The sequence below is a fragment of the Pseudoalteromonas sp. PS5 genome, from assembly GCF_004103255.1.
Lineage (GTDB): Bacteria > Pseudomonadota > Gammaproteobacteria > Enterobacterales > Alteromonadaceae > Pseudoalteromonas > Pseudoalteromonas peptidolytica.
This window is the reverse complement of record NZ_RCSQ01000037.1, coordinates 41,023-65,245: the sequence shown is the minus strand read 5'-3', so window position 1 is coordinate 65,245 and position 24,223 is coordinate 41,023. Positions and strand designations below refer to the sequence as shown.

Annotated in this window: 25 protein-coding genes; 18 read left to right on the top strand and 7 right to left on the bottom strand. The window is 42.6% G+C overall.

Annotated elements, in window-relative coordinates; translation table 11 throughout:
* Positions 1-16: 16 nt before the first annotated feature.
* Positions 17-1,387 carry a YjiH family protein gene (locus tag D9603_RS05090; protein WP_128730511.1) on the top strand — a complete coding sequence of 457 codons (1,371 nt, stop codon included), beginning with the start codon at positions 17-19 and terminating at the stop codon, positions 1,385-1,387.
* A 221-nt stretch (positions 1,388-1,608) separates the two neighbouring features.
* Here D9603_RS05090 and D9603_RS05085 read toward each other — a convergent pair whose 3' ends face one another.
* The 4 genes from D9603_RS05085 to pabB all read right to left on the bottom strand — a co-directional run bounded on the left by D9603_RS05085 (position 1,609) and on the right by pabB (position 5,518).
* Positions 1,609-1,842, bottom strand: coding sequence for a hypothetical protein (locus tag D9603_RS05085; protein WP_128730510.1), 234 nt, complete (start codon positions 1,840-1,842; stop codon positions 1,609-1,611).
* Between the two features lie 180 nt (positions 1,843-2,022).
* Positions 2,023-3,399, bottom strand: coding sequence for an L-serine ammonia-lyase (locus D9603_RS05080; RefSeq protein ID WP_128730509.1), 1,377 nt, complete (start codon positions 3,397-3,399; stop codon positions 2,023-2,025).
* 183 nt (positions 3,400-3,582) lie between these two features.
* Positions 3,583-4,179 carry a CoA pyrophosphatase gene (locus tag D9603_RS05075; protein ID WP_128730508.1) on the bottom strand — a complete coding sequence of 199 codons (597 nt, stop codon included), beginning with the start codon at positions 4,177-4,179 and terminating at the stop codon, positions 3,583-3,585.
* Positions 4,169-5,518: an aminodeoxychorismate synthase component I gene (pabB, locus tag D9603_RS05070; protein WP_128730507.1), complete on the bottom strand. Its 1,350-nt coding sequence runs from the start codon at positions 5,516-5,518 to the stop codon at positions 4,169-4,171. Before pabB ends, D9603_RS05075 begins: the two co-directional genes overlap by 11 nt.
* Before the next feature lie 165 nt (positions 5,519-5,683).
* Here pabB and D9603_RS05065 point away from each other — a divergent pair, with 165 nt between their 5' ends.
* The 10 genes from D9603_RS05065 to D9603_RS05020 all read left to right on the top strand — a co-directional run bounded on the left by D9603_RS05065 (position 5,684) and on the right by D9603_RS05020 (position 15,730).
* Positions 5,684-7,210, top strand: coding sequence for a fumarate hydratase (locus D9603_RS05065; protein ID WP_125252436.1), 1,527 nt, complete (start codon positions 5,684-5,686; stop codon positions 7,208-7,210).
* 358 nt (positions 7,211-7,568) lie between these two features.
* Positions 7,569-8,609, top strand: a complete 1,041-nt coding sequence (locus tag D9603_RS05060; protein WP_128730506.1) for a Glu/Leu/Phe/Val dehydrogenase — start codon at positions 7,569-7,571, stop codon at positions 8,607-8,609.
* 51 nt (positions 8,610-8,660) lie between these two features.
* Positions 8,661-9,305, top strand: a complete 645-nt coding sequence (locus D9603_RS05055) for a CatA-like O-acetyltransferase (protein ID WP_128730505.1) — start codon at positions 8,661-8,663, stop codon at positions 9,303-9,305.
* Positions 9,306-9,710: 405 nt separating this feature from the next.
* Positions 9,711-10,481: a DUF3450 domain-containing protein gene (locus tag D9603_RS05050; protein ID WP_125252439.1), complete on the top strand. Its 771-nt coding sequence runs from the start codon at positions 9,711-9,713 to the stop codon at positions 10,479-10,481.
* Positions 10,482-10,487: 6 nt separating this feature from the next.
* Positions 10,488-11,849 carry a MotA/TolQ/ExbB proton channel family protein gene (locus D9603_RS05045; protein ID WP_128730527.1) on the top strand — a complete coding sequence of 454 codons (1,362 nt, stop codon included), beginning with the start codon at positions 10,488-10,490 and terminating at the stop codon, positions 11,847-11,849.
* On the top strand, positions 11,849-12,373 hold the full coding sequence (locus D9603_RS05040; protein ID WP_125252440.1) for a MotA/TolQ/ExbB proton channel family protein: 525 nt from the start codon (positions 11,849-11,851) through the stop codon (positions 12,371-12,373). Before D9603_RS05045 ends, D9603_RS05040 begins: the two co-directional genes overlap by 1 nt.
* 14 nt (positions 12,374-12,387) lie before the next feature.
* Positions 12,388-12,792, top strand: a complete 405-nt coding sequence (locus D9603_RS05035; RefSeq protein ID WP_010606404.1) for a biopolymer transporter ExbD — start codon at positions 12,388-12,390, stop codon at positions 12,790-12,792.
* The gene (locus D9603_RS05030) at positions 12,792-13,406 is read left to right on the top strand and encodes an energy transducer TonB (protein ID WP_125252441.1); all 615 of its coding nucleotides are present in this window, start codon (positions 12,792-12,794) and stop codon (positions 13,404-13,406) included. Before D9603_RS05035 ends, D9603_RS05030 begins: the two co-directional genes overlap by 1 nt.
* 11 nt (positions 13,407-13,417) lie before the next feature.
* Positions 13,418-14,677, top strand: coding sequence for a tetratricopeptide repeat protein (locus tag D9603_RS05025; protein ID WP_128730504.1), 1,260 nt, complete (start codon positions 13,418-13,420; stop codon positions 14,675-14,677).
* A 51-nt stretch (positions 14,678-14,728) separates the two neighbouring features.
* Entirely contained in the window at positions 14,729-15,730 is a 1,002-nt protein-coding gene (locus D9603_RS05020) for a hypothetical protein (RefSeq protein ID WP_241651586.1), read from the top strand.
* Here D9603_RS05020 and D9603_RS05015 read toward each other — a convergent pair.
* Together D9603_RS05015 and D9603_RS05010 are read right to left on the bottom strand one after the other, a co-directional pair.
* Positions 15,693-16,067: a TraR/DksA C4-type zinc finger protein gene (locus tag D9603_RS05015; RefSeq protein WP_125252443.1), complete on the bottom strand. Its 375-nt coding sequence runs from the start codon at positions 16,065-16,067 to the stop codon at positions 15,693-15,695. The genes D9603_RS05020 and D9603_RS05015 overlap by 38 nt on opposite strands.
* Before the next feature lie 28 nt (positions 16,068-16,095).
* Positions 16,096-17,091: a tRNA-dihydrouridine synthase gene (locus D9603_RS05010; RefSeq protein WP_128730503.1), complete on the bottom strand. Its 996-nt coding sequence runs from the start codon at positions 17,089-17,091 to the stop codon at positions 16,096-16,098.
* A 328-nt stretch (positions 17,092-17,419) separates the two neighbouring features.
* On the opposite strand from D9603_RS05010, the gene D9603_RS05005 reads away from it, so the two are divergent.
* The 6 genes from D9603_RS05005 (at position 17,420) to D9603_RS04980 (ending at position 23,425) form a co-directional block, all read left to right on the top strand.
* Positions 17,420-17,959, top strand: a complete 540-nt coding sequence (locus D9603_RS05005) for a hypothetical protein (protein ID WP_128730502.1) — start codon at positions 17,420-17,422, stop codon at positions 17,957-17,959.
* A gap of 158 nt (positions 17,960-18,117) precedes the next feature.
* Positions 18,118-18,954, top strand: coding sequence for a DUF692 domain-containing protein (locus tag D9603_RS05000; RefSeq protein WP_125252446.1), 837 nt, complete (start codon positions 18,118-18,120; stop codon positions 18,952-18,954).
* Between the two features lie 2 nt (positions 18,955-18,956).
* Positions 18,957-19,706, top strand: a complete 750-nt coding sequence (locus tag D9603_RS04995) for a putative DNA-binding domain-containing protein (RefSeq protein WP_128730501.1) — start codon at positions 18,957-18,959, stop codon at positions 19,704-19,706.
* A 483-nt stretch (positions 19,707-20,189) separates the two neighbouring features.
* On the top strand, positions 20,190-20,735 hold the full coding sequence (gene apt, locus D9603_RS04990; RefSeq protein ID WP_128730500.1) for an adenine phosphoribosyltransferase: 546 nt from the start codon (positions 20,190-20,192) through the stop codon (positions 20,733-20,735).
* 2 nt (positions 20,736-20,737) lie between these two features.
* Positions 20,738-23,035: a DNA polymerase III subunit gamma/tau gene (dnaX, locus tag D9603_RS04985; protein ID WP_128730499.1), complete on the top strand. Its 2,298-nt coding sequence runs from the start codon at positions 20,738-20,740 to the stop codon at positions 23,033-23,035.
* 63 nt (positions 23,036-23,098) lie between these two features.
* A complete protein-coding gene (locus D9603_RS04980) occupies positions 23,099-23,425 on the top strand; it encodes a YbaB/EbfC family nucleoid-associated protein (RefSeq protein ID WP_010368987.1) in 327 nt (108 codons plus the stop codon).
* Between the two features lie 111 nt (positions 23,426-23,536).
* Here D9603_RS04980 and D9603_RS04975 read toward each other — a convergent pair whose 3' ends face one another.
* On the bottom strand, positions 23,537-23,884 hold the full coding sequence (locus D9603_RS04975) for a hypothetical protein (protein ID WP_206644486.1): 348 nt from the start codon (positions 23,882-23,884) through the stop codon (positions 23,537-23,539).
* Between the two features lie 23 nt (positions 23,885-23,907).
* Between D9603_RS04975 and D9603_RS04970 the strand changes: the two genes are divergently transcribed.
* Positions 23,908-24,174: a transposase gene (locus D9603_RS04970; protein ID WP_128730498.1), complete on the top strand. Its 267-nt coding sequence runs from the start codon at positions 23,908-23,910 to the stop codon at positions 24,172-24,174.
* Positions 24,175-24,223: the final 49 nt, after the last annotated feature.

Below are 24,223 nucleotides of genomic sequence, written 5' to 3'. Positions count from 1 at the left end.
TTGTGGAAGTAAAAAAATGACACAGAGCACTATGGCTACACGCAGTACCTTACAAACATGGTTTGCGTTTATCGTACCGTCATTGATTGGTATTTTTTTATTTATGACGCCCGTTGCTGTTGGCGAGGCGATGACTATTCCAATAGCCGTGATGGCAAAGTGGTTGCAAGCGCAGGTTGCGCCTTTTATCAAAGGTATGATTGTTGCTATTGTTTGTATCACAGGGGTGATGAGTTTGATTATTAAGCTCTTTAAACCGCAAGCACTATTAAAAATAAACATAATAAGACACTTATTTGATGTCAGTTGGGTTTGGCTTGTAACCAGACTTATCGGCATGGTGTTTATTGTGCTTACTTTCAATGGTGTTGGTCCGGAGGCTATACACTCAGAAAACACTGGCGCACTTGTACTTAATGACCTGTTACCGGTGCTGTTTTCTGTTTTTATCCTCGCTGGGTTATTGTTGCCACTATTACTTAATTTTGGTTTACTCGAGATGGTTGGCACTTTACTCACCAAAGTGATGCGTCCCTTATTTGGCGTACCAGGCCGTAGTGCGGTAAATTGCGTCGCTTCGTGGCTAGGAGATGGTAGCGTCGGTATTTTGATGACAGCGCGTCAGTATGAAGATAAACATTACACACAGCGAGAGGCGGCCATCATAGGCACTACTTTCTCAGCAGTTTCCATCACGTTTTGTTTGGTCGTGATAGGCCAAGTGAAGCTCGAGCATCTATTTGCGCCATTTTACCTTACCGTATGTGCAGCAGGCTTCGCCGCGGCAATCATTGTTCCACGTCTACCACCACTTAGATTTAAAAAAGACATCTATATTGATGGCACAGATCATAACCAAGATTCAGAAGTGGTTCCTGAAGGTAAAGGATTGCTTCGCCACTCTTTGGATGTTGCATTAACCAAGGCCAAAACAGCACCAGGTATAAAAGGTACGGTGGAAGAAGGGCTTCATAATGCACTTGATATGGTATTTGCTGTGTTACCTGTAGTTATGGCTGTGGGTACTTTTGCTCTTATCATTGCTGAATATACACCAATATTTCAGTATCTAGGTACTCCATTCGTACCTTTCCTAGAGTTTTTAAATGTGGCTGAGGCAGAAAAGGCCGCACAAACAATCGTTGTAGGCTTTGCGGATATGTTTATTCCATCAATTCTTGCGGCAGGCTCCATTGAAAGTGATACAACAAGATTTATTGTTGCGGCAATGAGTGTTACTCAATTAATTTATATGTCTGAAGTGGGTGCACTGCTTCTGGGAAGCAAAATACCAGTAAACTTATGGGAATTGTTTCTGATTTTTATTCTAAGAACGCTGGTAACATTACCCGTTATTGTACTTATGGCTAAATGGTTAATTGGTTAACTAACGCATTAGTAAGCTCCCTGCGAGAGGTAGGGAGCTATAAGCATACTACCTAACGCCAGCTCGCTACAGGCCTTTCTTATCAGTGCTTGCTCTACACATAAATACCAGCTTTGCCTCTGGTTATTATGAGGAGACGGAGAACCTATCCAAGCGCAAGGCAGCGCCTTGGGTGGTAAGTTCCAATATGTTGAAACTGACTATGCTCGCCAGTGTTTAGACTAATTCAGATTATCTATGTCCTTTTTTAATTGGTAACCTTCATCCGTTACAATTTGCTCAAGTGCTGCTACTCGGGATTTTAGCGCATTAATTTCAGCTTGCAGCTGTGCTTGTTGCTCCTTAGTGTGAGTGCCCGCTTTTTTAAATTCCAAACGTCGCTTGTACATCTCACTAATGATGCCGCCGCCGACACAAATTAGTACGATGAGAAAAACCATTGTAGTGCCTGACATGACAGTATTACTCCTTATAAAGATATCATCTAGACTTTGTTTCGACTCAACTTGAAGGCTCAAATCTAGAGTTTATTAAAATTGGTATAATTTCGTAATGTTATCCGCAATAAAAAATGGCATCACGAGATAACCCATGATGCCATTAAGTATATTAAAAAGTGAACTGACAATTGTCAGTTAGCACTCAATGATATTTACTGCCAGCCCGCCACGAGCTGTTTCTTTATATTTTGTTTTCATGTCATTACCAGTATCGAGCATGGTTTTAATGACTTTATCCAACGACACTTTTTGATCGCCAGTACCGCGCAGTGCCAGTCTCGATGCGTTAATCGCTTTAATTGAACCCATTGCATTACGCTCTATACAAGGTACTTGCACTAAGCCTCCAACAGGATCGCAAGTAAGGCCTAAATTGTGCTCCATACCAATTTCAGCTGCATTTTCAACATGGACAACGTTACCACCCATAATTTCAGTGAGCGCGCCTGCGGCCATAGAGCAGGCAACACCAACTTCACCCTGACAACCAACTTCAGCGCCTGAAATTGAGGCATTTTTCTTGTATAGAATACCAATTGCGGCTGCGGTCAGTAGGTAGCGAGTCGCAATTTCCATATCAACTTCTTTGATAAAGGTATGGTAATACATCAACACAGCAGGAAGAATCCCCGCGGCGCCATTTGTCGGTGCAGTCACAACACGGCCACCTGCTGCGTTTTCCTCATTAACCGCAAGGGCAAAAAGATCGACCCAGTCCATTGCCCGCAGTGGATCTTGATGCGTCTCAACACTTAACTTTAAGTATAAACTTGGTGCCCGTCGACGTACTTTTAGTCCGCCCGGTAGAATGCCTTCGGTCTTCATGCCGCGCTCAATACACGCTTTCATGACTTGCCAAATGTGAAAAAGCGCTTCTTTAATTTCACTTTCGTTTCTTAGCGTCTTTTCGTTTGCCATCATCAAGGATGACACACTAAGACCAGACTCTTTGCACATCTCCAATAGCTCAGCTGCTGAATTAAATGGATAAGGTGCCGGATTTTCCGTTCTAATATCAAGGGCCGCTTGCTTCTCAGCTTCGAAGTTTTGGTCTGTAACAATAAATCCACCGCCAATTGAATAATATACTTGACTGTGGACGAGCTCTTCACCATTAAATGCCTTGATTTCCATTGCATTTGAATGTTTTGGCAGTGTTTTTCTGCGGTGAAAAACAATAGCCCCTTGTTTGGGAAACTTAACTTTATACTGTTTATCAAGATAGATAACTTGTTCATTCTCAATAGTATCAAGAATTTCAGGAACGAGATCTGCGTCAATTGTTTCAGGGTCGTAACCTGCAAGTCCTAGAATGACTGCCTTGCCAGAGCCATGCCCAATTCCAGTTTGACCCAATGAGCCATAAAGCTCTACTTTCACCGAGGTGATATTATCAATAATGCCTTGTGCTAATAAGTCTTGAACAAAAAGCCTAGAAGCACGCATTGGTCCAACAGTATGAGAGGAGGAAGGTCCAATACCGATACTGAACATATCGAATGCACTGATCATAAATTTTACTCACATTGCCTTTAAAACGGACGTCATCATAACGTGTCTGTAGAGGGAAGTAACCCAAATTCGGCAAAACTGATGGGGTAAGGCTATTTTTATGGATCACAAACGCCAAAAAAGGGGAGAGCGAACGCGAAACTACATAAAAGATCTCAAAACAATGAGTTTAATCACTTATGGCTACACTAGCTGGATAAACTGTTTTACGATTTTAGCTGTCGCGCCCCATAGTAAACCATGAGGCGTCATAAACCCTTCAAGAGAGACTGACTCTCCCTTATGGATAAAATTGAAGGTCTGCCAATTTTTTTGTGCCTTGAGCTGTTTCAAAGGAAGCACAAAAGTATGCTGGACTTCAGCACTTTGTCCTAGCCATTTGGCATGCTGATGTACCTTAGCTACGACGGGAGTGATTTGATAGCCTGTCAACGTGCTCAATAAGGGCAGCGTACCTAACACTTGAGATTCTGTGATAGACAAGCCAATTTCTTCTTCGGTTTCCCTAAGCGCTGTATTAATAATATTGGCGTCTTGTTGTTCGACTTTACCACCTGGGAAGCAGATCTGACTTGGATGACTGTTTAGAATATTACTGCGTTTACAAAAGAGTAGGTGTGCGCGGTCATGGACGCTTACGATAGGAAGTAATACTGCACTGTGCACAGTATTTTTCCGTGCAGCTTGATTTATAGTCGTATGCACAGCGCCTTTTGTTTGCTGCACTGGCGCAGCTGATGACGCCAGTAAAAATTGCGAGATTACTTGATCAGTTTTCATTTAATACTGGTAAAATCTTGTTTACTTTATGATACGTTTCCTCGTACTCAAGCTGGGCTTGAGAGTCCTTTACTATACCACCACCTGCCCAACAATAAATTTTATTTTGATGACAAACTAATGTACGAATAGTGATGGATGTATCCATATTTCCACATGCACTTAGGAATCCTATCGACCCACAATAAACGCTACGTCTATGCGGCTCAAGCTCTTCGATTATCTCCATTGCTCTTATTTTGGGGGCGCCAGTAATTGAACCGCCAGGGAATGCGGCCTCTAATTGATCCACCGCGCATTTGCCTTCGGCCAATTCGGAAGTGATTGTGCTGACTAAGTGGTGAACCGCAGGAAAGCTCTCAATATCAAAAAGAGCAGGTACTGTGACTGAGCCTGGTTTAGCTACTTTACCTAAATCATTTCTAAGCAAATCAACAATCATGACATTTTCAGCGCGATCTTTGGTGCTGTTGCGAAGTGCTTTTGCTTGCACAAGGTCGGCTTGCTCATCGGGCAAACGAGGCAGGGTTCCTTTAATTGGTTTAGTCTCAACAACATTATTTTTTACTTGGATGAAACGCTCAGGAGACACAGATAGCACTGCGCTATTTCCAAGTGTGTAAAACGCTGAAAAGGGTGCACGATTACTATTTCTAAGTTTTTTATAGGCAAGCCAAGGAGCACCATCATATGTTGCGCTGAAACGCTGTGCGAGATTGATTTGGTAGCAGTCCCCACTGAGTAAATATGCTTGAATCTTGTTAAACTTATCCTCGTACTGTGTTTGAGACATGTTTGAACGCCACGTTGATGTGAGAGTAAATGCGTTGTAGCACGAGGGGGCTTCTATACGGCTCAAGTAATTTGCTAGTCTATCGGTTTTTGGTTGAGAGACGTAGAACCACGCATTAGCGGTTTTATCAAAAATAAGTGCGTCAGGGTACAGCCCGATATGCGTATCAGGAAGCGAAATATCTTGGTCGGCTGTACAGGGAATTTGTTCAATGTAGCGGCCAAAGTCGTAACCAAAATAGCCAAGCCATCCCCCAGTAAATGGTAAACCATGGCTAGCTTGACTTTGATTCATTAATGCCAGTTTACTTTTCATGATGGTAAAAGCAGATTGATCCATTATTTTACCGTCTAAATAAATGGCACCGTCCCGCGCTTCAAGTGTATGCAAAGGTTCAAAAGCGATAATGTGGTAGCGACTGTTGATATGTTCAGAATCACACGAATCTAACAGGATCGCTTGCGTTTCGTTTGCAAAGTATTCAAAAAGTTCAACTGCACTCAGTTGAATGTCTAATTTAACACAGTTTATTTGCTCATTTATCATTTACTTGACCTGCAAAGCTAGCCCCAAACGGGCGAGGAGGTTATCATAGTTGCTTGCTATTCCATAGTTCAAGGTATTGAAATTGACTTTCTGACGCTGAATAACAACAATTGCCAGCGTAGCGTTTCAATCCTGAACCATACCGTCGAAAATTGAGGAACCGTCATGAGCACAATCCGTCAGCAAGACTTTATTGATAGCATTGAAGATGCGCTTCAATATATCTCATTTTATCACCCACTTGATTTTGTCCAAGCGTTAGAGAAGGCCTACGAAAAAGAACAAAGTAAGGCTGCAAAAGATGCGATTGCGCAAATTCTTATCAACTCACGGATGTCAGCTGAAGGTAAACGTCCGTTGTGCCAAGATACCGGTATCGTTACTTGCTTTGTTAAAGTAGGTATGGATGTTAAGTGGGACAAAACGGACTTAACTGTTCAACAGATGGTAGATGAAGGTACACGACGCGCATACACCAATCCAGACAACCCGCTGCGTGCATCAATTGTCGCTGATCCTGCTGGTAGTCGTAAAAACACCAAAGACAACACGCCATCTGTTGTTCATATTGATATGGTACCAGGTGCAGAAGTTGAAGTGATGATCGCTGCCAAAGGCGGTGGCTCAGAAAATAAAACTAAAATGGTGATGTTAAACCCATCTGATGATGTAGCCGAGTGGGTAGAGAAAACGTTACCTGCCATGGGCGCTGGCTGGTGTCCACCGGGGATGTTGGGTATAGGTATCGGTGGTACTGCGGAAAAAGCAGCGGTACTTGCGAAAGAATCATTAATGGATCCGGTCGATATCCATGAACTAATGGAACGTGGCGCTGAAACAGCGGAAGAAAAGCTACGTCTAGAAATTTTTGAGCGTGCTAATAAGTTAGGTATTGGTGCACAAGGTCTTGGTGGCTTAACAACGGTTGTTGATGTCAAAATTAAAACTGCACCAACCCACGCTGCATCTAAGCCAGTTGTTATGATCCCTAACTGTGCAGCTACTCGTCACGTGCATTTTACTCTTGATGGTTCAGGCCCTGCCGACTTGAAAGCGCCAAAACTTGAAGATTGGCCAGAAGTAACTTGGGAAGTCGGTGAAGATACTCGACGTGTTAACTTAGACACACTGACTAAAGACGATATCCAAGAGTGGAAGATGGGTGAAACAGTATTACTTTCGGGTAAAATTCTCACTGGTCGTGATGCTGCTCACAAGCGCCTCCAAGAAATGATCAACTCAGGTGAAGGGCTACCAGAAGGCGTCGACTTTACTAATAAGTTTATTTACTACGTAGGTCCTGTGGACGCTGTTGGCGACGAAGTTGTAGGCCCTGCAGGTCCTACCACATCTACACGTATGGATAAGTTTACTGACTTAATGTTAGAGAAGACGGGACTTATCGGTATGATTGGTAAGGCTGAGCGTGGGCCTGCGACGGTTGAGTCGATCAAACAAAATAAATCCGTCTATCTAATGGCTGTTGGCGGTGCTGCATATTTAGTGGCAAAAGCGATTAAGAAGTCACGCGTTGTAGCATTTGAAGACTTAGGTATGGAAGCTATCTACGAGTTTGAAGTAGAAGACATGCCAGTAACCGTTGCTGTCGACAGCAACGGTGAAAATGCCCACACTCAGGGCCCTGCTATTTGGAAAGCCAAAATTGAAGAGCTAGATAGTAAGCTTAGTTAAGGCATCGTAACAGAGAAAAGGGAGGCATATGCCTCCCTTTTTCTGTATGTGATAGTTTACATTATCAAAGTACTTTCCGTTTACGTAAACAGTAACTTCGGGAAATTCAAATAACTTAGATTAAATTCTGATTAAAGACTGTTTTTTAGGATATATTTGCCTTAATTTTATAATTTGTTGGATTTTATATTTGTATTTGAGTGCAAATGGGTTTATATCATCTCAATTTGTGGAATGGTGCTAAAGTTAGTGATAGAGTCTAGCCAATTTCAGCGCTATTTGCGTTTGATGAGTCGTAATATTACCTAACATCAAACAGCATGCCCAAGTGGGATTGATAATTTTGGAGAAAAAGAAAGTGGCTGTATTTAACCAAGTTGAATTTGATAATCATGAGCAAGTCGTGTTTTGCTCGGACGAAGCGTCTGGCTTAAAAGCTATCATTGCTGTTCACAATACTAAGTTGGGGCCAGCGGTAGGTGGCTGCCGATTATGGAACTATGCGTCAGATGAAGATGCTGTGTATGATGTTTTACGTCTATCAAAAGGGATGACATATAAAAATGCCGTTGCACGACTGCCTTTTGGTGGAGGTAAATCGGTGATCATTGGTGACGCGAAAACAATAAAATCAGAAGCGTTATTTCGTGCATTCGGAAGACATCTAGAACGTTTAGGTGGCAGCTATTACTCAGCCGAAGATGTAAACATCACAACTGGTGATGTAATGACCATGCACAAAGAAACAAATTATGTGATGGGGCTAGAGGGCAAAAGCGGTAACCCATCTCCTTTTACCGCATTAGGTACTTTCCTTGGCATCAAAGCGGCATATCAACATAAGCATGGTCATGAAGATCTCGCTGGAGTTAAAGTTGCTGTACAAGGTTTAGGCGCTGTGGCATACACATTATGCAAATACCTTCACGAAGCAGGCGCAGAGCTTTTTGTTACCGACATTAACCAAGAGTCAGTACAGCGTGTTGTTAATGATTTTAACGCAACGGCTGTCAGTATCGATGAAATTTATGACTTAGACGTTGATGTTTATGCGCCGTGTGCGTTAGGTGCAACCATTAATGACGACACTATCCCTCGCTTAAAAGCGAAGATTATTGCTGGATGTGCAAATAATCAGCTGGCTGAATCGCGCCATGGTGAAATTATTCGCGAAAAGGGCGTTTTGTATGCCCCTGATTATGTGATAAATGCTGGCGGTATCATTAACGTTTATTATGAAACGAAACCTGAAGGTTATGATGAAGCGGCAGCAACTAAGCATGTTGAAGGTATTTACGATACGCTGACAGAAATCTTCAAGCGATCTGAACAAGAGCAAATTTCTACGCATATAATTGCAGACAAATTAGCACAAGAGATCATTAAAAACGGGCTATAATAGTGGAGCCGTTTAACTGATTTAGAGAGGGGCACAAGCCCCTTTTTTTGTATGAAAAAGAAAATTTCTCTAGAAGCTTGGCCCCGTAAAGAACACTACGCTTTTTTCAATGAGTTTGAACAGCCGTTTTTCTCTGTGACTGTTACTTTGCAAATGCGGCGCTTATACGAGCTGAGTAAGCGAACTGAAACGCCTTTCTCACTAACATGCTTGTATGCTCTACAACTGGCATTACAGCAATACGCCCCAATCCGTTATCGTATTGAGTCAAGTGATGTTGTTGAGTACGATGAAGTGGAAATTAGCAGTGTATTTCTGCGTGATGATGAAACATTTAGGTTTGTAAGGTTGGCTCCCGAGCGTGACTTTAAGCGCTTCATTAGTATGAATCTTCACTGTAAAGCTGAACAACTGGATGGGCCGTTACTTAGTGAGCAGTTTTTATCAGAAAGTCTATCCCCAAATTGTGTCCATGTGTCAATTCTACCCTGGTTGTCATTTTCTAGTTTCAATCATGCAAGGCACAGTAGAGATGACTTTGGCATTCCTAAATTTGTTTTCGGAAAATACAACAAAGCAGATGGAACCATGCCATTTTGTATCGAGGTACACCATGCGTTAATGGATGGTCTACACGTCGCTGAATTCGTACGAATTTTACAGGAAAAAATAGATCAAGAGATTTGGGATAGATAAACAAATTTTGCGCTAATTTGCAGACGATGAAATAATTTTCGCATAATACAATGACATACTTTGTTTATCTTGCTGTTTTTTATGTTTATTCATTATATTTATGTGGAATATCTATTCAGCTTATTGGAATAAATCTGATGTAAAGCATTGTAAATAGCGTATGCAAAAGGTTGGTTTTACGAGAGTTCTGTATCTTTTGCTGTGTTTTTGATGTTAATTTTTTGTTTTCTATATAATTATTACTTATTTATTGACAAAAAATGTTTTCACAGCGAAGTTGACACATCGTGTTGCATTTAGCATTATTGAACGGTTGATATCTGTCAAATGATGTCAGGGTTGCTCTTACTACGTATTAAGAGCGCAAAAATTATAAAAGTAACATTACTTAATTGGTTGGGAACTATGTCTGTTAAAATCAGAAAGAGCCTTGTAGCTACGGCGCTTTTAGGCGCGACAGCTTTTGCAAGCAGCAATGTGATTGCAGATCCTTTGAATGACATACAAAAAGTAGGTCAACAAACTCAAACGGCTGCTAAAAAGTCTCAAGAAAAGATTGATAACCTATATGGTCAGTCTCAAGAAATGATCGCTGAATACCGTGGTCTTATCGACGAAACAGAACTGCTAAAAGTGTACAACGACCACGTTGCACGCCTTGTAGCAGACCAGAATGCTGGTATTGAGTCTCTTGAGCGTCAAATTGGTACTATTGATAAGACAAAACAGGACGTTGTGCCTTTGATGTATCGCATGATCGATACGCTTGAGCAATTCATCAAAGCGGACGTTCCGTTTAATCAAGAATCACGTCTAGAGCGTGTTGAGAGACTTCGTAGCATTATGACGAACTCTTCTGTAACGACTTCTGAAAAGTTCCGTCAGGTGCTTGAAGCTTATACTATTGAAACTGACTACAGTACAACTATCGTGTCAAGCCAGGGTTCACTTGAACAAAACGGTAAAAACATCAATGTTGACTTCGCACGTCTTGGCCGTATTGCATACGTTGCTCAGTCGTTTGACCAAAAACACGCTTGGGTTTGGAATAACAGTACTAAGCAGTGGGAACAACTTGGCGAAGAATATCTTAAGCCAGTTAAGAGCATGATCCGTATCGCTCGTAAGCAAGCGGCTCCTGAACTTATCGATCTACCTATCTTTGGCGCGGAGTAATTAATGATGAAGAAACTATTTAAAGGTTTTGCAGTTGCTGCAGCGTTAACAGTTTCTGCTGGTGCCGCGCTGAATGCACACGCGAACACTGAAGCCTTAGACAAAATTTTAGAGCAGGTTAAGCAAAACCGTATTTCTGAAGGTAAAATCAACAAGCAACGTGAGCAAGAGTTCTTAAACGACCGTGCTGACAAGCAAGCTTTATTGAACAAAGCAAAACGTGACTTAGCCGCTGAAAAAGCGCGTGGCGATCGTTTAAACGAGCAGTTTAAGCAAAACGAAATCACACTTGCGGAAAAAGAAGTTGAACTAGAAAACGCTAAAGGTACTCTAGGTGAGATGTTTGGTGTTGTTCGTCGTTCAGCAGCTGATGCTATTGGCTCAATTGAAGCATCACTTGTAAGTGCTGAAAAGCCTGGGCGTGCTGAAGTACTTCGTTCACTAGCGGAAGCGAAAGAACTTCCTACTACTCGTGAACTTGAAGACCTTTGGATTGCTTTCCAGACTGAAATGACTGAGTCTGCAAAAGTTTCAAAATTTGAAGCTGAAGTTGCAGAGCTAAGTGGTGACATTAACGTTAAAGAAGTAACGCGTGTAGGTAACTTCAACCTTGTTACAAAAGACGGTTATGTTATCTATGATGCGGAGAACAAGCAAATCGTGCCACTAGGTAAGCAGCCAGGTGGTGAGTTAGGCGGTGTTGCGAGCCTTATCGGTGCATCTGCTGATCAATACGTTAAGTTTGCAGTTGACCCAACTCGTGGTTCACTATTACAACTTAATACTCAGCGTGCAACAATGGAAGAGCGTTGGCACCAAGGCGACACGGTTGGTTATATTATCACTGCACTACTTATCTTAGGTGCGTTGATTGCGGTTATCCGTATGCTTGACCTATTCATCGTGAGCGGAAAAATCAAAGCGCAAATTAAAAACGCGAATAACCCGAACACAAACAACCCACTTGGCCGTATCTTGAAAGTTTACCACGATAATAAAGACCAAGACGTTGAAAACCTAGAGCTTAAACTTGACGAAGCTATCTTACGTGAAACTCCACGTATTGAGATGGGTGTAAATATCATCAAGATCCTAGCGGCTATCGCGCCACTACTAGGTCTACTAGGTACGGTTGTTGGTATGATCATGACGTTTGAATCAATCACGCTATACGGTACTGGTGATCCGAAGATCATGGCTGGTAACATCTCTCTAGCGCTAGTAACTACAGCACTAGGTCTAATTGCAGCTCTACCACTAATTCTACTTCACGCTGTTGTTGCTGGTCGTAGTAAAGCGGTTCTACACATCCTAGATGAGCAAAGCGCAGGTATTGTTGCCGCTCACGCGGAGAAGGAGAAAGCCTAATGTTAGTCCTGATGGAGATATGGGAATCTATCAGGGATTTTGTTGCTACAGGCGGCGATGTATTATACGTGGTCGCAATAGCACTCTTTCTAATGTGGGTTTTAATGATTGAGCGCTATTGGTTCCTACTAGGTGAATTTCCTAAAATACACAAGGAAATAGTCACTAAGTGGGACGCCCGCCAAGATACTACGTCTTGGTACGCACACAGAATCCGCGATGCATGGATTTCTGAAGCGTCTGAAAAATTAGATGAGCGTATGTTGATTATCAAAACATTGGTTGCAATGTGTCCTTTAATCGGTCTTTTAGGTACAGTGACAGGTATGATCACAGTATTCGAGACAATGGCTACTCAAGGTACGGGTAACGCACGATTAATGGCTTCAGGCATTTCAATGGCTACGGTACCAACAATGGCTGGAATGGTTGCGGCACTATCAGGTGTTTTCTTTAGCACGCGTTTAGAAGCGCGCGCAAAAATGGCTAAAGAAAAGCTAGTTGATAGCTTGCCTCATCACTAGAGAGAGATTGAACTATGGCACGTAAACAACGTTTTCGTGAAGAGGAAGATGCAGCAGTAGATATGACGCCGATGCTAGACATCGTATTCATCATGCTTATCTTCTTCATCGTAACCACTTCTTTTGTTAAAGAAGCTGGTATTGAGGTTAACAAGCCAAAAGCGGCACAAGCACAAAAAACTAAGAACGCGAACATCTTCATCGCAATCCGTGAAAACGGCGAGATTTGGATGGATAAGCGTCAAGTAGATGTTGAGCGTGTAAGTGCTAACCTTGAAAGTCTAATGGCCGAGCAACCTACAGACGTGATAATTATTCAAGCTGACAAAGGCGCGAAACACGGCGTAGTAGTGAAGGTTATGGATCAGATCAAAGCGACTGGCGACAACCTGAAGATTTCAATAGCTGGAGATCAGTAATGATTCGACTTCTGTTTTCACTTCTAGCAGGTGGGGCAGTAACTCTCGGCTTGTTCTTTTTTATGTCATATCTTATCTCCGGCGGAGCGGATAGGGCAGATGTTCAAAAAGAACAGATCGTAGTCGAGATTATGTCGAATCCACCTGAATCGAAGGTGCAGCAGCGGAAGCGTGTCCCGCCTCCGCCGCCGCCACCGCCTAAACAGCCGCCTAAGCCGCAGCCGCCTCAGCCTGACGTTGCTGATCCGACTGGTGGTAACATCGGCTTTAATATGCCTAGTATTGATCTAGGTGGTACAGCAGGTGGTTTATCTGGACCAGGTGAGTTCGGTCGCGATGGTGATGCAACACCTATCGTTCGAATTGAGCCTAAATATCCACCGCAAGCTGCTCGTGATGGCAAAGAAGGTTGGGTACGCTTATCATTCACAATCAATGAACTTGGTGGTGTTGAAGACATCGAAGTTATTGAAGCTGAACCAAAGCGTATATTTGACCGTGAAGCTAAACGTGCGCTTCGTAAGTGGAAATACCGTCCAAAGGTTGTTGATGGTAAACCACAGAAACAGCCGGGCATCACTGTTCAGCTTGATTTTACATTGAACCAAGACTAAGGAGGCAGGATATGAAAAGTTTACCTAAATTTACAGCTCTTGCTCTTCTTATCGCACTGACTGGTGGTACGTACTCAGGATCAGTTTCTGCTGCGCCGAACTATGAAGAAATAGAAAAGCGTAAAGCGGCAAAAACTAAAATCATGGGTGAGCGGGTAGGTAAAAAAGTTGCCCAAGCTTTCGACTTATATAACGAAGAGAAAGTGGATGAAGCAATAGCAATGCTTCGTGAGCTAGACCCTTCTGATGAGTTTGACAAAGCAACGGTTAACCGCTACCTGGGCCAGCTGTATGCTCAAAAAGAAAATTACGCCGAGGCCATTAAATATACTCGTCAAGCAATTGCACCAGACGCGCTTAATTTTAAAGATCAAGCGGACATCATGAAGCTATTAGGTGACCTTTTATTGGGTACTGAAAAGTACGCAGAAGGTATTAAAGCCTATGAAGCTTGGATGGATTTCACAGGTGAAACTGATGGAAAAGTATATGGCCGTATTGCACAGGCATATTATGAGTTGAAGCAATTCAAAAACGTTATTGCTCCTGCTGATAAAGCAATTGCCGGTGTAGAAGAGCCTAATAAACAGTACTATCTGATGAAAGTAGCGGCTTATTTTGAACTGAAGCAGTTCAAAAATGCTGTGAAAGTTGGTGAAGAACTGGTTAGAGTTTTCCCAGAAGACCCTAAAGTGTGGACTCAACTTGGTGGTTTTTATTTGCAAACTGAAGATTACAGTAAAGGTATGACTGTAATGAAGGTTGCGTATGACAAAGGCTATTTTGCAAAAGAGAATGACTACAAAATTCTTGGTAGTTTATACTCTTTAACAGATAGTCCTTGGCGCGCTGCTCAAACTTTCGAAAAAGCCATCAAAGATGGCAAGATTGAACGTACAAAGCAGAACCTAACAGCACTTGCAAGTTATTATCATCAAGCTAAAGAAATCACTGACGCTGCAAAATTCTATGAAGAAGCAGCGAAAATTGATAATGATGCCGATCTTTATCGCCGAGCAGGTAGCTTGCTACATCAAGCACAAAAATATAGTGCTGCGGTAGTAAGGCTGAATAAGGCGCTTGAACTTGGTACTGATAAAAAAGGTAGTGCATATGCAGATCTTGCAGAAGCTTACTTCTATCAGGGCAAATTTAAGCAAGCCCATGCAGCAATCGTGAAGGCGCAGGATGACCCGAGTACTCGTAAGTTTGCGAAGAGTTGGGAAACCTACATTAAAGACAAAGCACAGCGCAAAGGCATCAGCCTTTAATAAAAAAGCCCCGAAAGGGGCTTTTTTGATTCTCAGATATGAAGTTAAGCCATGAAAAAGTATTCTTTAGCCTTGTTAATCTCAATCCTACTTTCCACGTTAACTGCATGTGGAGATAATAACCTCTCCCTCAATGAGCAAGAGTTTAGCTCAGAATTACGCGCGTTAAATAGCGCACTGTATAGACAGTCTGACTTGGAGATCAACGAGCTTCCGTTTACTGAAGCGTATCTAGAGCGTAGGCATTCAATCCTTTCAAATAAATTGCTCTCATCCAATGTAGCTATACATTCTGAATTAGATTATCTAAGAATTCAGCAGCGCTACCCCGAGCGCTACTTGCCCTGGCCTGGTAATGTACCTGTGATAGCGTATATTCAAGAAAAGGTGAGTACTGAAGTAGTTGATAAATGGTTTTTATTCGTCAAATCAAAGCTGGTAGAGGCAAGTGAAAGCAATATTAGGCTGAACCGACTCGAACACCAGGGATTACTGGAACAGTTGACTTCTGCTGATATAACACTCCAATCACGTGATGACTTGATTAGTTACTTAAACAGCTATAAGCCAAGAGCAATGCTTGGTTTACATCAGCTTCCCAATGGTAAAGAGTGGTATCAATCTAAACTAAACTTTTATGGTTCCATAACGACTTCACCTAACACGGTATTGGCTAACTTAGCTAAGCTTGCTGTACATGATACAAATACAGTACTGCCGGTGATGCCAAATCTACATCGCCCTTACATTTTAGAGTTGCTACCAGATAGTTGTAAAAGGTTAACTGGGCTGAACTGGCGAGACGGCTTTGTTAATTTGCCAGCATCGGTTGCCAAATGTAAACAAGTAAGAAAACAGCATAAGATGTTATTGCTAACAATAATGGAAGTAGATTTGGGCTTGCACTACCAAGGGTGGTCACAACAGCAGGCATTTGTTGTGCTCAACTCAAGACTAGCGCTGAATGAACAACAAGCACAACAATTGATTGCTAATATCGTGTATTTTCCTGCAACTATTTTTGCTGCATATCCACACTTCTTGCAGCCTTAGCTTTACAACTTATACAGCGCTGAGTTGCAGGGTCTTGCTCTAGCAGCTCAGGCTCAATCGCTTGTTCACAATCGCAACAGTAACCAAATTGGCCGATCTCCATTTGACAAAGTGCAGCCTCGACTTTCATCAGCCGATCGTATTGTGGGAACTGCTCCGGATTAATCTTTTCCACCACAATATCTAACCACTTATTTGGCGGATTAACTTCTAAAGTGTTGGCAAGGTTATGTGTAAACTCATTGGGTGAGGATTTCAACTCACCTAAAAAGTCATTTCTCAGTGCAGTAAGTTCAGCCTGAAGGCTTTGCTCGTAGTTTATTACATTTTCATTCATGGGCGCTCTCCTATCCGACGCCCCATTATCATTTGGGTATAGCTTTGCTGTTATGATTTGAATCAAGGTCTGGAGATATTGCATATTTCTCAAGCACTCTAACGACATCTTGTTTGCTTTTCAGTGTTTTGATTTCGTCAAACACAAGATGGGCACCGTTATACTGACGCTTTAGATAACTTAACCACTGTTTCGTTCTAGACGAAAAGTATTTGTCACTCATATTTTCATCTTGGTGCATTGAAGAATGCAATATGTGATAGACCACATTTTCCCATGAAAGCGGTGAGTAGGGCTTATCTGCTTTGTATGCTTTGATTTTAGCTGCTAAATCTGGCGTAGCTAACGCGCCGCGACCCAACATAAGATCTTGGCACTGGCTGCGCTCCTGGCAACGTAGTGCATCCTCAACTTGCCAAATTTCACCGTTTGCGATAACAGGAATGGTTAACCTTGATAATAAAGGCGGTATTTTTTCCCAATATGCGGGCGGCTTATATCCATCTCTTTTTGTTCGCGCATGAATAGCTAGGCTTGAGGCTCCGGCTTGTTGAACTGCATCGACAATCTCAGTGCTGTTTGTGTCGTCATCAAAACCAAGTCTAATCTTGGCACTCACCTCTTGCTCAGTTGGTACCGCTTCTCGCACCGCTTTAATAATTTGGTATATTTGCTCCGGTTCTTTTAGTAACACGGCGCCGCCTCTGCTTTTATTGACTGTTTTTGCAGGACAGCCAAAGTTAAGGTCAACTCCGTGAGAGCCGAGCTTTACAGCTTTTCTTGCATTGGCAGCAAGGGCGTGTGGGACTTGTCCTAGCAGTTGGATCCTAACAGGAGTTCCAGACTTCGTATAACCGCCATTGAGTAACTCTGGGCAGTACCTGACGAAAACTCGGCGAGGAAAGGTGAGGTCAACAACACGAATAAACTCTGTGACACAGAGATCAAACCCTCCAATATCAGTGAGTAGTTCACGCATTTTAAAATCGACGACCCCTTCCATAGGCGCAAGGACAAGCTTCATATAACAACCTCAGATACAGCAACATGGTGCCGCAGCAGATGACACCTTCAAAGCGCGCCATTTTAGCTAATCGTGCAATGTAAGTCATCAATAGTAGGGAGTTGGACTAAAGGTGTAATATTTGTAGGGAGAGCTTTGTTAATTTTTTAATTACTATTAGACTGGAGTAGGGTGAATTTAATACAAACACCGCGACGGTAAAGGATAGTTATCCCAAGCATACTTGAGCATGATACGGTAAACATGAAATTTTTAAAAAATAGCGAAATAAAACTCTAGCCAGCTTGGTCTACTAATTGAATCAACTATTTTCGAGAGAGCATACAGTATGAATACAATTAAAAATAACTCTATCGCGCTTACGTTAAGCGCTGTGGTTGCAGGCACTGCGGGTCTTACTGCTACTGATGCAAACGCCAATCCATTTAGCTTTGAAACAATGACCTCGGGTTATCAACTAGATGCTGGTGAAGGTAAGTGTGGCGAAGGTAAATGCGGCGGCGATGCTAAAGGCAAAAAAGAAGGCAAGTGCGGCGAAGGCAAATGTGGCGGCGATGCTAAAGGCAAAAAAGAAGGTAAGTGCGGCGAAGGTAAATGCGGCGGCGATGCTAAAGGCAAAAAAGAAGGCAAATGCGGCGAAGGTAAATGTGGCGGCGATGCTAAAGGCAAAAAAGAAGGCAAGTGCGGCGAAGGTAAATGCGGTGGTCATGCTAAAGGCAAAAAAGAAGGCAAGTGCGGCGAAGGTAAATGCGGCGGCGACGCTAAAGGCAAAAAAGAAGGTAAGTGCGGCGAAGGTAAATGTGGCGGCGACGCTAAAGGCAAAAAAGAAGGTAAGTGTGGCGAAGGCAAATGTGGTGGTAGCCACTAATTACTGGTTATAAAACACACTTAACCCTACCTTATGGCACAGTGGATTTTGATGAGCTGTGCCATGATGTACCTCAGACTAAGCAAAACATCACCACAGAAATTGTTTTAGCTTTTCAGTATTATATCCGTCAACAGTAATCACTAAGGTGAGAGTAAATGGCAGCGAAGCTAGGTAATTTAGGACTTGGCCTACGTCGAGAAATGATTGAGGATGTGTTAAACAACCCTCCCGCGCAAATTGACTTTTTTGAAGTTGCACCAGAAAACTGGATAAAATTTGGTGGTAAGTTAGCCAAGCAATTTCAAGCGCTAACTCAAGCACACACGTTTATTTGCCATGGCTTATCCTTGTCTTTGGGGTCACCTGCACCGCTCGATACCGAGTTTCTATCACAGCTTAAAACATTTTTTAAGCAGCATAATATCCATACCTACAGTGAACATCTTAGTTATTGCTCTGGTGACGGTCACATGTATGACCTTATGCCCATACCGTTTACCGAGGAGGCTATTCGCCATACCGCAAAGCGGATCAAAAAAGTTCAAGATATACTTGAGCGTCGTATCGCGGTAGAAAATGTTTCTTACTATGCCGCTCCAGGTCAAGAAATGTCGGAGTTAGAATTTACGCTGGCGGTATTAGAAGAAGCAGATTGTGACTTACTTTTAGATGTAAATAATATTTACGTTAACTCTATTAATCATGGTTATGATGCGGAGCAGTTTTTGGCAGCGATGCCAACCGAGCGCATCACATACGGACATATTGCAGGGCATTTTGTGGAAGCTGATGATTTATTGGTAGACACTCATGGTGCTGAAGTATCTTCGCCTGTATGGCAATTGCTGCATCGAGCCTATGAGCTACACGGCGTATTTCCTACTTTGTTAGAACGAGATTTTAATATTCCACCTATGCCTGAATTACTGGCTGAGGCAGGGCAAATATCAGCCATTCAAGTTAAGTATTTCAATGTGGAAGAAAAGGTATAAACATGTCATTTGTCGAAACACAGCAAGCTTTTATGGCGTACATTCGCGATCCTGACAACCAGCCAGCGCCTAGTGGTATTGAATCTCGTCGTTTAAAAATATATCAAGAGCTGTTTTTCAATAATATAGAAGGGTTTGTGAGTAGTGCGTTTCCTGTACTTAAGAGCTTGTATCCAGCAACACAATGGCTTGCCTTAGTCAGGCAGTTCTTTGTCAAACACCATTGTAAATCACCGTATTTTCTGGAGATCAGTCAAGAATTTCTGCTGTTTTTACAAGGCGAATATGAACCCACAGCAACAGATCCTGAGTTTATGCTTGAACTTGCGCACTATGAATGGTTGGAACTTGATGTTGCCACAACAGTAGAATCACAGGATGAATATTCACTCGATGCCGATGCGCTGCGACATGCCAACCTCTATTTAGCAAGTACCACTCGAATTGCCCATTATCAATACCCAGTACATCAGATAAGCGAGACCTTTAAACCGGACAAAGTAGAGGGTCAAACCTTTAGCTTTGCGCTATATCGTGACGACGAAGACGATGTACAGTTTATCGCATTAAATCCAATGACGGCACTAATGCTATCTGTTATTGAATCAAGCGGTGGGGCACAACTTTCTGAAATTACTAGCGATATAGCCAAGCAAGTACCTCAATTTAGTCAAGAGCAGCTATTTCAGGGAGCATTGCATACCCTTGGTGAATTGGCAAAACTAGGCATTATCAAAACGAAAAACCTTTAAGCAACGCGTAACATCGACTATTATACAGCCTGATTTTCGTCGTGCTTAAACTCGGACTAGGGCGCTGGTCAATACCATCTATATTAACTGGTGGTGCGAGTTATAAAATTAAAGGTAGTATCTATGTCTAAAGGTGACTTTAAAGATCCGTTTAATGCAAAATACTTTATTGCATTTGTTGCTGTTTTTGCTGGAATTGGCTGTCTAAACGCTATTCTTGGTTGGGCAACAGCGGTAGTTTAATCACGCAATTCATAAGGCTGCACTCGCAGCCTTTTTTGACTCTCGGCGCTTAATATACGAGTGTAAATGATTCATCCTGGCTGCTCGACTTAGAGCATTAATCACATTATCATCGCCTTTTCGGCGCTAAATTGTTCGCTTTTTCCTCATCCTCACCTGTAAAATCAATCAGTCGGTTTCAACCTGATAGAAAATTGTTATAATCTGGCTCTTTTGTAATAAACTTAAAGCACAGTAATTATGACGACAGAGAATATGTCATTAATCAAAAATAGTATCGCAACGGTTCCAAACTATCCAAAACCTGGGATCATGTTCCGCGATGTTACTTCACTGCTAGCAGAGCCAGCTGCATTTAAAGCAACCATCGACGCATTCATTGCTGCATATAAAGATGGTGGATTTACTAAGATAATTGGTACCGAGTCACGAGGCTTTATTTTTGGAGCGCCGCTTGCTTATGCGCTTGGCATTCCATTTATTCCAGTACGTAAGCCAGGGAAATTGCCACGCGAGGTGATCAGCCAATCTTATCAACTGGAGTATGGCGAAGATATCCTAGAGCTACACGCTGACGCCATTGAAGCGGGTGATAAAGTACTATTAGTTGACGACTTATTAGCAACAGGTGGTACTATTGAAGCAACCGCAAAATTAGTTAAGCGTCTAGGTGGTGAAGCGACTGACGCGGCGTTTGTTATTTCGTTACCAGAGCTTGGTGGTGAAAAGAAAATCCAAGATCTTGGGATCAACATTCTCTCTTTAGTAGAGTTCGAAGGCGAATAAGCATGAGCTATCAGGTTCTGGCGCGTAAATGGCGTCCACAAAATTTCCACGAATTAATGGGGCAGGAGCATGTAAAGCAAGCTCTAGTAAACGCACTTAATGAAAAGCGTCTACACCATGCCTATTTATTCACAGGAACACGAGGTGTGGGCAAAACAACGATTGCTAGGATCTTCGCTAAAAGCTTAAACTGCGAACAAGGCGTGACTTCAACGCCTTGTGGTCAGTGTAGTGCGTGTACTGAGATTGAAAGTGGCAAGTTTATCGATTTAATCGAGATTGATGCCGCGTCTAGAACCAAAGTTGAAGATACCAGAGAGATTTTAGACAACGTACAGTACGCACCGACTCGTGGCCGATTTAAAGTTTACCTTATCGATGAAGTGCATATGCTATCTAAGCATAGTTTTAATGCGCTACTAAAAACGTTAGAAGAGCCGCCCGAACACGTAAAGTTTTTGCTGGCCACAACAGATCCGCAAAAGCTACCAGTAACGATTTTATCTCGCTGCTTGCAATTTAACCTCAATGCGATGACACAAGACCAAATTGTTGAGCAGCTGCAAAAAATACTGCCAATGGAGCAGATAGAGTTTGAGCTTAGCGCGTTACAAACGCTCGCAAAAGCCGCTGACGGTAGTATGCGTGACGCTCTTAGTCTCACGGATCAAGGTATAGCACAAACTAATGGTAATTTAACATTGCCAGCTGCACAGTCCATGCTTGGTCTAATGGACAGCGCACATGCGATTATTCTTCTGTCTGCGGTGTTGTGCCACGATGGCGAAGCATTACTTGACGGTATAGAAAGAATAGCGCGACAAAATGGTAATTTTGTCAGTGTGCTAGACGACTTGATCGCACTTTTGCACGTTATTCAATTAGCGCAGCTAGTGCCGAGTGCTGCACGTCTATCAAATTTTGATAATAACGATATCAAGTTATTTGCAGAGCAGCTAGCGCCGCAACAGGGTCAACTACTGTACCAATTACTGTTAAATGGTAAAAAAGACCTAAAATGGGCACCAGAACCTAAACTTGGCTTTGAAATGGTGATGTTACGCCTCATGGCGTTTGAAAAAGAAAGTCACGTTAGTATGAGCAACATGCCGTCTGCATCGCAGAAAGAGGCAAAGCCAAGTAAAGTAGGCAACCTGCGTGAACTTTTAAAAAAGCCAACGGCTGAAAATACCTCGGTTGCAAGCGCACCACAGAGCCAGCAGGGTACTGCACCAGTTGCACCTGCACCGACTTTGCCACCAGCCACACCCCAAGCGCCAATATCATCAGCACCAGTGGGGCCAAGCTCACAACCTGAAGCTGACGAAACACAGATAGCAAGCCAATATGATAGCGTGATGTCACAGGCCGTAGCGCAAGGTTTTCAAGAGCAGGTTGTAACGCCACAACCAGAGTATCAGTCTGCAAGTAGTACTTTTTCATCAGCACCAGATGAACAACAAAGCGAACAAGCGATATTGTCATCATCAGATGATGCGGTAGAGTCAGTAACATCTCCTGCAAGTACCCCGGTGTCAGAGCAACAAAGCCAAGCGCAGTCTGCTATAGCGAGGATTTTGAAAAATCGCAACATCTCAGGTGCTGGTAAATTGGTGGGAGCCGATGGTGAGGTAAAAAAGTCTGAGGCGCCGAGTGCGCCCATGCAAATGCCAAAGCCTGCGGCTATGGAGAATGTGCATGTCGAGCCACAGGTAGCGCAAACGGTTGAGCCTCGTCCGGTAATAAAAAAGCCAAAGAAAGAGGCGTTCCAGGCGCGTCATCGACCAATCGCAGAAAATCTAGCGCCGGAATTACTTGAGCAGTTATCACCTGTAAAACAAGATGATAATGAGCAAAAGACACAAGTTGAAATTCCAGCTCCGGAGAACTTTGTCAGCCCAATTAGCGACATTAAATTTGCATACCAAAGTGATGATTGGGCAAATATGATTGAAAAAATGCAACTAGGCGGGCGCATTCGTCAATATGCACTTCACAGCGTGTTTACGCAAGAAGGCGAGCAGGTGCAACTGCAAGTAGATGCAAGTCAACAGCACTTAGACTCTGGAGTTTTGAGAGAAAAATTAACTGAAAGCCTCAGTGTTTTGTTAGAGAAGCCAGTATCGCTGGAAATTAATTACATAGAAGCACTAAGCAGTACTCCGTTTTTAGTGCAGCAGCAGCTTGATGAGCATAGATTGATGCAAGCAAAAACAGCAATGCGCGAAGATCCACTCGTCAGCGCATTTGTTCAAGAATTTGACGCAATGCTGGATGAAAATAGCGTCCAAGCATTGTAATTAGGGGCGTTAGCCCTTATCTTTTATCACAGTAAACCAAATTGAAGTATAAGAGAGCAGAATATGTTTAAAGGCGGAATGGGCAACATCATGAAACAAGCGCAGCAAATGCAAGAGCGCATGGAAAAAGCCCAAGAAGAAATCAAAAGTTTAGAAGTCACTGGTGAAGCAGGTGCAGGCTTGGTAAAAGTCACTATGCTTGGTAGCCACAACGTACGTCGCGTTGAGATCGACGAGAGCCTTATGGAAGACGACAAAGACATGATTGAAGACCTACTTGCCGCTGCGGTAAACGACGCTGTCCGTCGTGTAGGTGAAGAAACACAAAAGCGCATGTCAGAAGTTACCGGCGGCATGCAAATGCCTCCAGGCTTCAAAATGCCGTTCTAATTTAGAGCTTGATAAAAAAGCGCCGGTTGGCGCTTTTTTTGTTTTAAATCGCTATTATGTAGCTGTTGCATATAAATGAAAAAGGAGAACTGATGTTCTCCTTTTTGCGAGTTACGCGGGTAAATATCTATATGATTGAGGGGCGGTGATATTCTCACCGAGCTCACTTAAACATAAGGGGCGATCATATTTGACAACATTTCCAACCTTGATAGCTGTACCCCTTTCTCTACCTAAATAGTATTCATCGAAAAACTGCTTAGAAATGCCCGTAGCTTTATTCGTTCGACGCCAAAGTAGGTCTGGGTGTTCAGATATGACATCTTCAATATTAAACTCTCCGACAACTTTACCTACAGGCATGGTTGAATAAACAACCACTGTTTTAACGCCATTTCGTTTGAAGGTGTTTTGTAACTCCCCCAAAAAATGAAACAGTTCATAAGTAGAATTTTCCATTAACTAAAATAGGAAAATTTACGATGAGAAAAAGCAAGTTTACCGAAACTCAAATTGTCAGCATGATCAAAGAAGCTGGATCAGGTATTCCAGTCCCTGAAATTTGCCGTAAACATGGTATCGGGCAAAGCACATTTTACAAATGGCGCTCAAAGTATGGTGGCATGGAAGCGTCTGATGTTAAGCGCCTCAAAGAGCTTGAAGAAGAAAATCGTAAGCTAAAAGATATGTTTGCAACGCTGAGCTTAAAGCACTCGATGCTTGAGGATATCATTGCAAAAAAGCTGTAAAGACAAGTAGGCGCAGAGCTTGGGTTGAACATTTAAGATCCCAATTTAA

Excerpts from the sequence above, each read along its gene's own strand:
- D9603_RS05080 (WP_128730509.1), bottom strand. The coding sequence starts at position 3,399 with ATGATCAGTGCATTCGATATGTTCAGTATCGGTATTGGACCTTCCTCC.
- D9603_RS05045 (WP_128730527.1), top strand. The coding sequence starts at position 10,488 with ATGAAGAAACTATTTAAAGGTTTTGCAGTTGCTGCAGCGTTAACAGTT.
- D9603_RS05085 (WP_128730510.1), bottom strand. The coding sequence starts at position 1,842 with ATGTCAGGCACTACAATGGTTTTTCTCATCGTACTAATTTGTGTCGGC.
- D9603_RS04970 (WP_128730498.1), top strand. The coding sequence starts at position 23,908 with ATGAGAAAAAGCAAGTTTACCGAAACTCAAATTGTCAGCATGATCAAA.
- D9603_RS05050 (WP_125252439.1), top strand. The coding sequence starts at position 9,711 with ATGTCTGTTAAAATCAGAAAGAGCCTTGTAGCTACGGCGCTTTTAGGC.
- D9603_RS05055 (WP_128730505.1), top strand. The coding sequence starts at position 8,661 with ATGAAAAAGAAAATTTCTCTAGAAGCTTGGCCCCGTAAAGAACACTAC.
- D9603_RS04995 (WP_128730501.1), top strand. The coding sequence starts at position 18,957 with ATGTCATTTGTCGAAACACAGCAAGCTTTTATGGCGTACATTCGCGAT.
- D9603_RS04980 (WP_010368987.1), top strand. The coding sequence starts at position 23,099 with ATGTTTAAAGGCGGAATGGGCAACATCATGAAACAAGCGCAGCAAATG.
- dnaX (WP_128730499.1), top strand. The coding sequence starts at position 20,738 with ATGAGCTATCAGGTTCTGGCGCGTAAATGGCGTCCACAAAATTTCCAC.
- D9603_RS05020 (WP_241651586.1), top strand. The coding sequence starts at position 14,729 with ATGAAAAAGTATTCTTTAGCCTTGTTAATCTCAATCCTACTTTCCACG.
- D9603_RS05010 (WP_128730503.1), bottom strand. The coding sequence starts at position 17,091 with ATGAAGCTTGTCCTTGCGCCTATGGAAGGGGTCGTCGATTTTAAAATG.
- D9603_RS05035 (WP_010606404.1), top strand. The coding sequence starts at position 12,388 with ATGGCACGTAAACAACGTTTTCGTGAAGAGGAAGATGCAGCAGTAGAT.
- D9603_RS05000 (WP_125252446.1), top strand. The coding sequence starts at position 18,118 with ATGGCAGCGAAGCTAGGTAATTTAGGACTTGGCCTACGTCGAGAAATG.
- D9603_RS05025 (WP_128730504.1), top strand. The coding sequence starts at position 13,418 with ATGAAAAGTTTACCTAAATTTACAGCTCTTGCTCTTCTTATCGCACTG.
- pabB (WP_128730507.1), bottom strand. The coding sequence starts at position 5,518 with ATGATAAATGAGCAAATAAACTGTGTTAAATTAGACATTCAACTGAGT.
- D9603_RS05005 (WP_128730502.1), top strand. The coding sequence starts at position 17,420 with ATGAATACAATTAAAAATAACTCTATCGCGCTTACGTTAAGCGCTGTG.
- D9603_RS05030 (WP_125252441.1), top strand. The coding sequence starts at position 12,792 with ATGATTCGACTTCTGTTTTCACTTCTAGCAGGTGGGGCAGTAACTCTC.
- D9603_RS05015 (WP_125252443.1), bottom strand. The coding sequence starts at position 16,067 with ATGAATGAAAATGTAATAAACTACGAGCAAAGCCTTCAGGCTGAACTT.
- D9603_RS05040 (WP_125252440.1), top strand. The coding sequence starts at position 11,849 with ATGTTAGTCCTGATGGAGATATGGGAATCTATCAGGGATTTTGTTGCT.
- apt (WP_128730500.1), top strand. The coding sequence starts at position 20,190 with ATGACGACAGAGAATATGTCATTAATCAAAAATAGTATCGCAACGGTT.
- D9603_RS05075 (WP_128730508.1), bottom strand. The coding sequence starts at position 4,179 with ATGAAAACTGATCAAGTAATCTCGCAATTTTTACTGGCGTCATCAGCT.
- D9603_RS05090 (WP_128730511.1), top strand. The coding sequence starts at position 17 with ATGACACAGAGCACTATGGCTACACGCAGTACCTTACAAACATGGTTT.
- D9603_RS04975 (WP_206644486.1), bottom strand. The coding sequence starts at position 23,884 with ATGGAAAATTCTACTTATGAACTGTTTCATTTTTTGGGGGAGTTACAA.
- D9603_RS05065 (WP_125252436.1), top strand. The coding sequence starts at position 5,684 with ATGAGCACAATCCGTCAGCAAGACTTTATTGATAGCATTGAAGATGCG.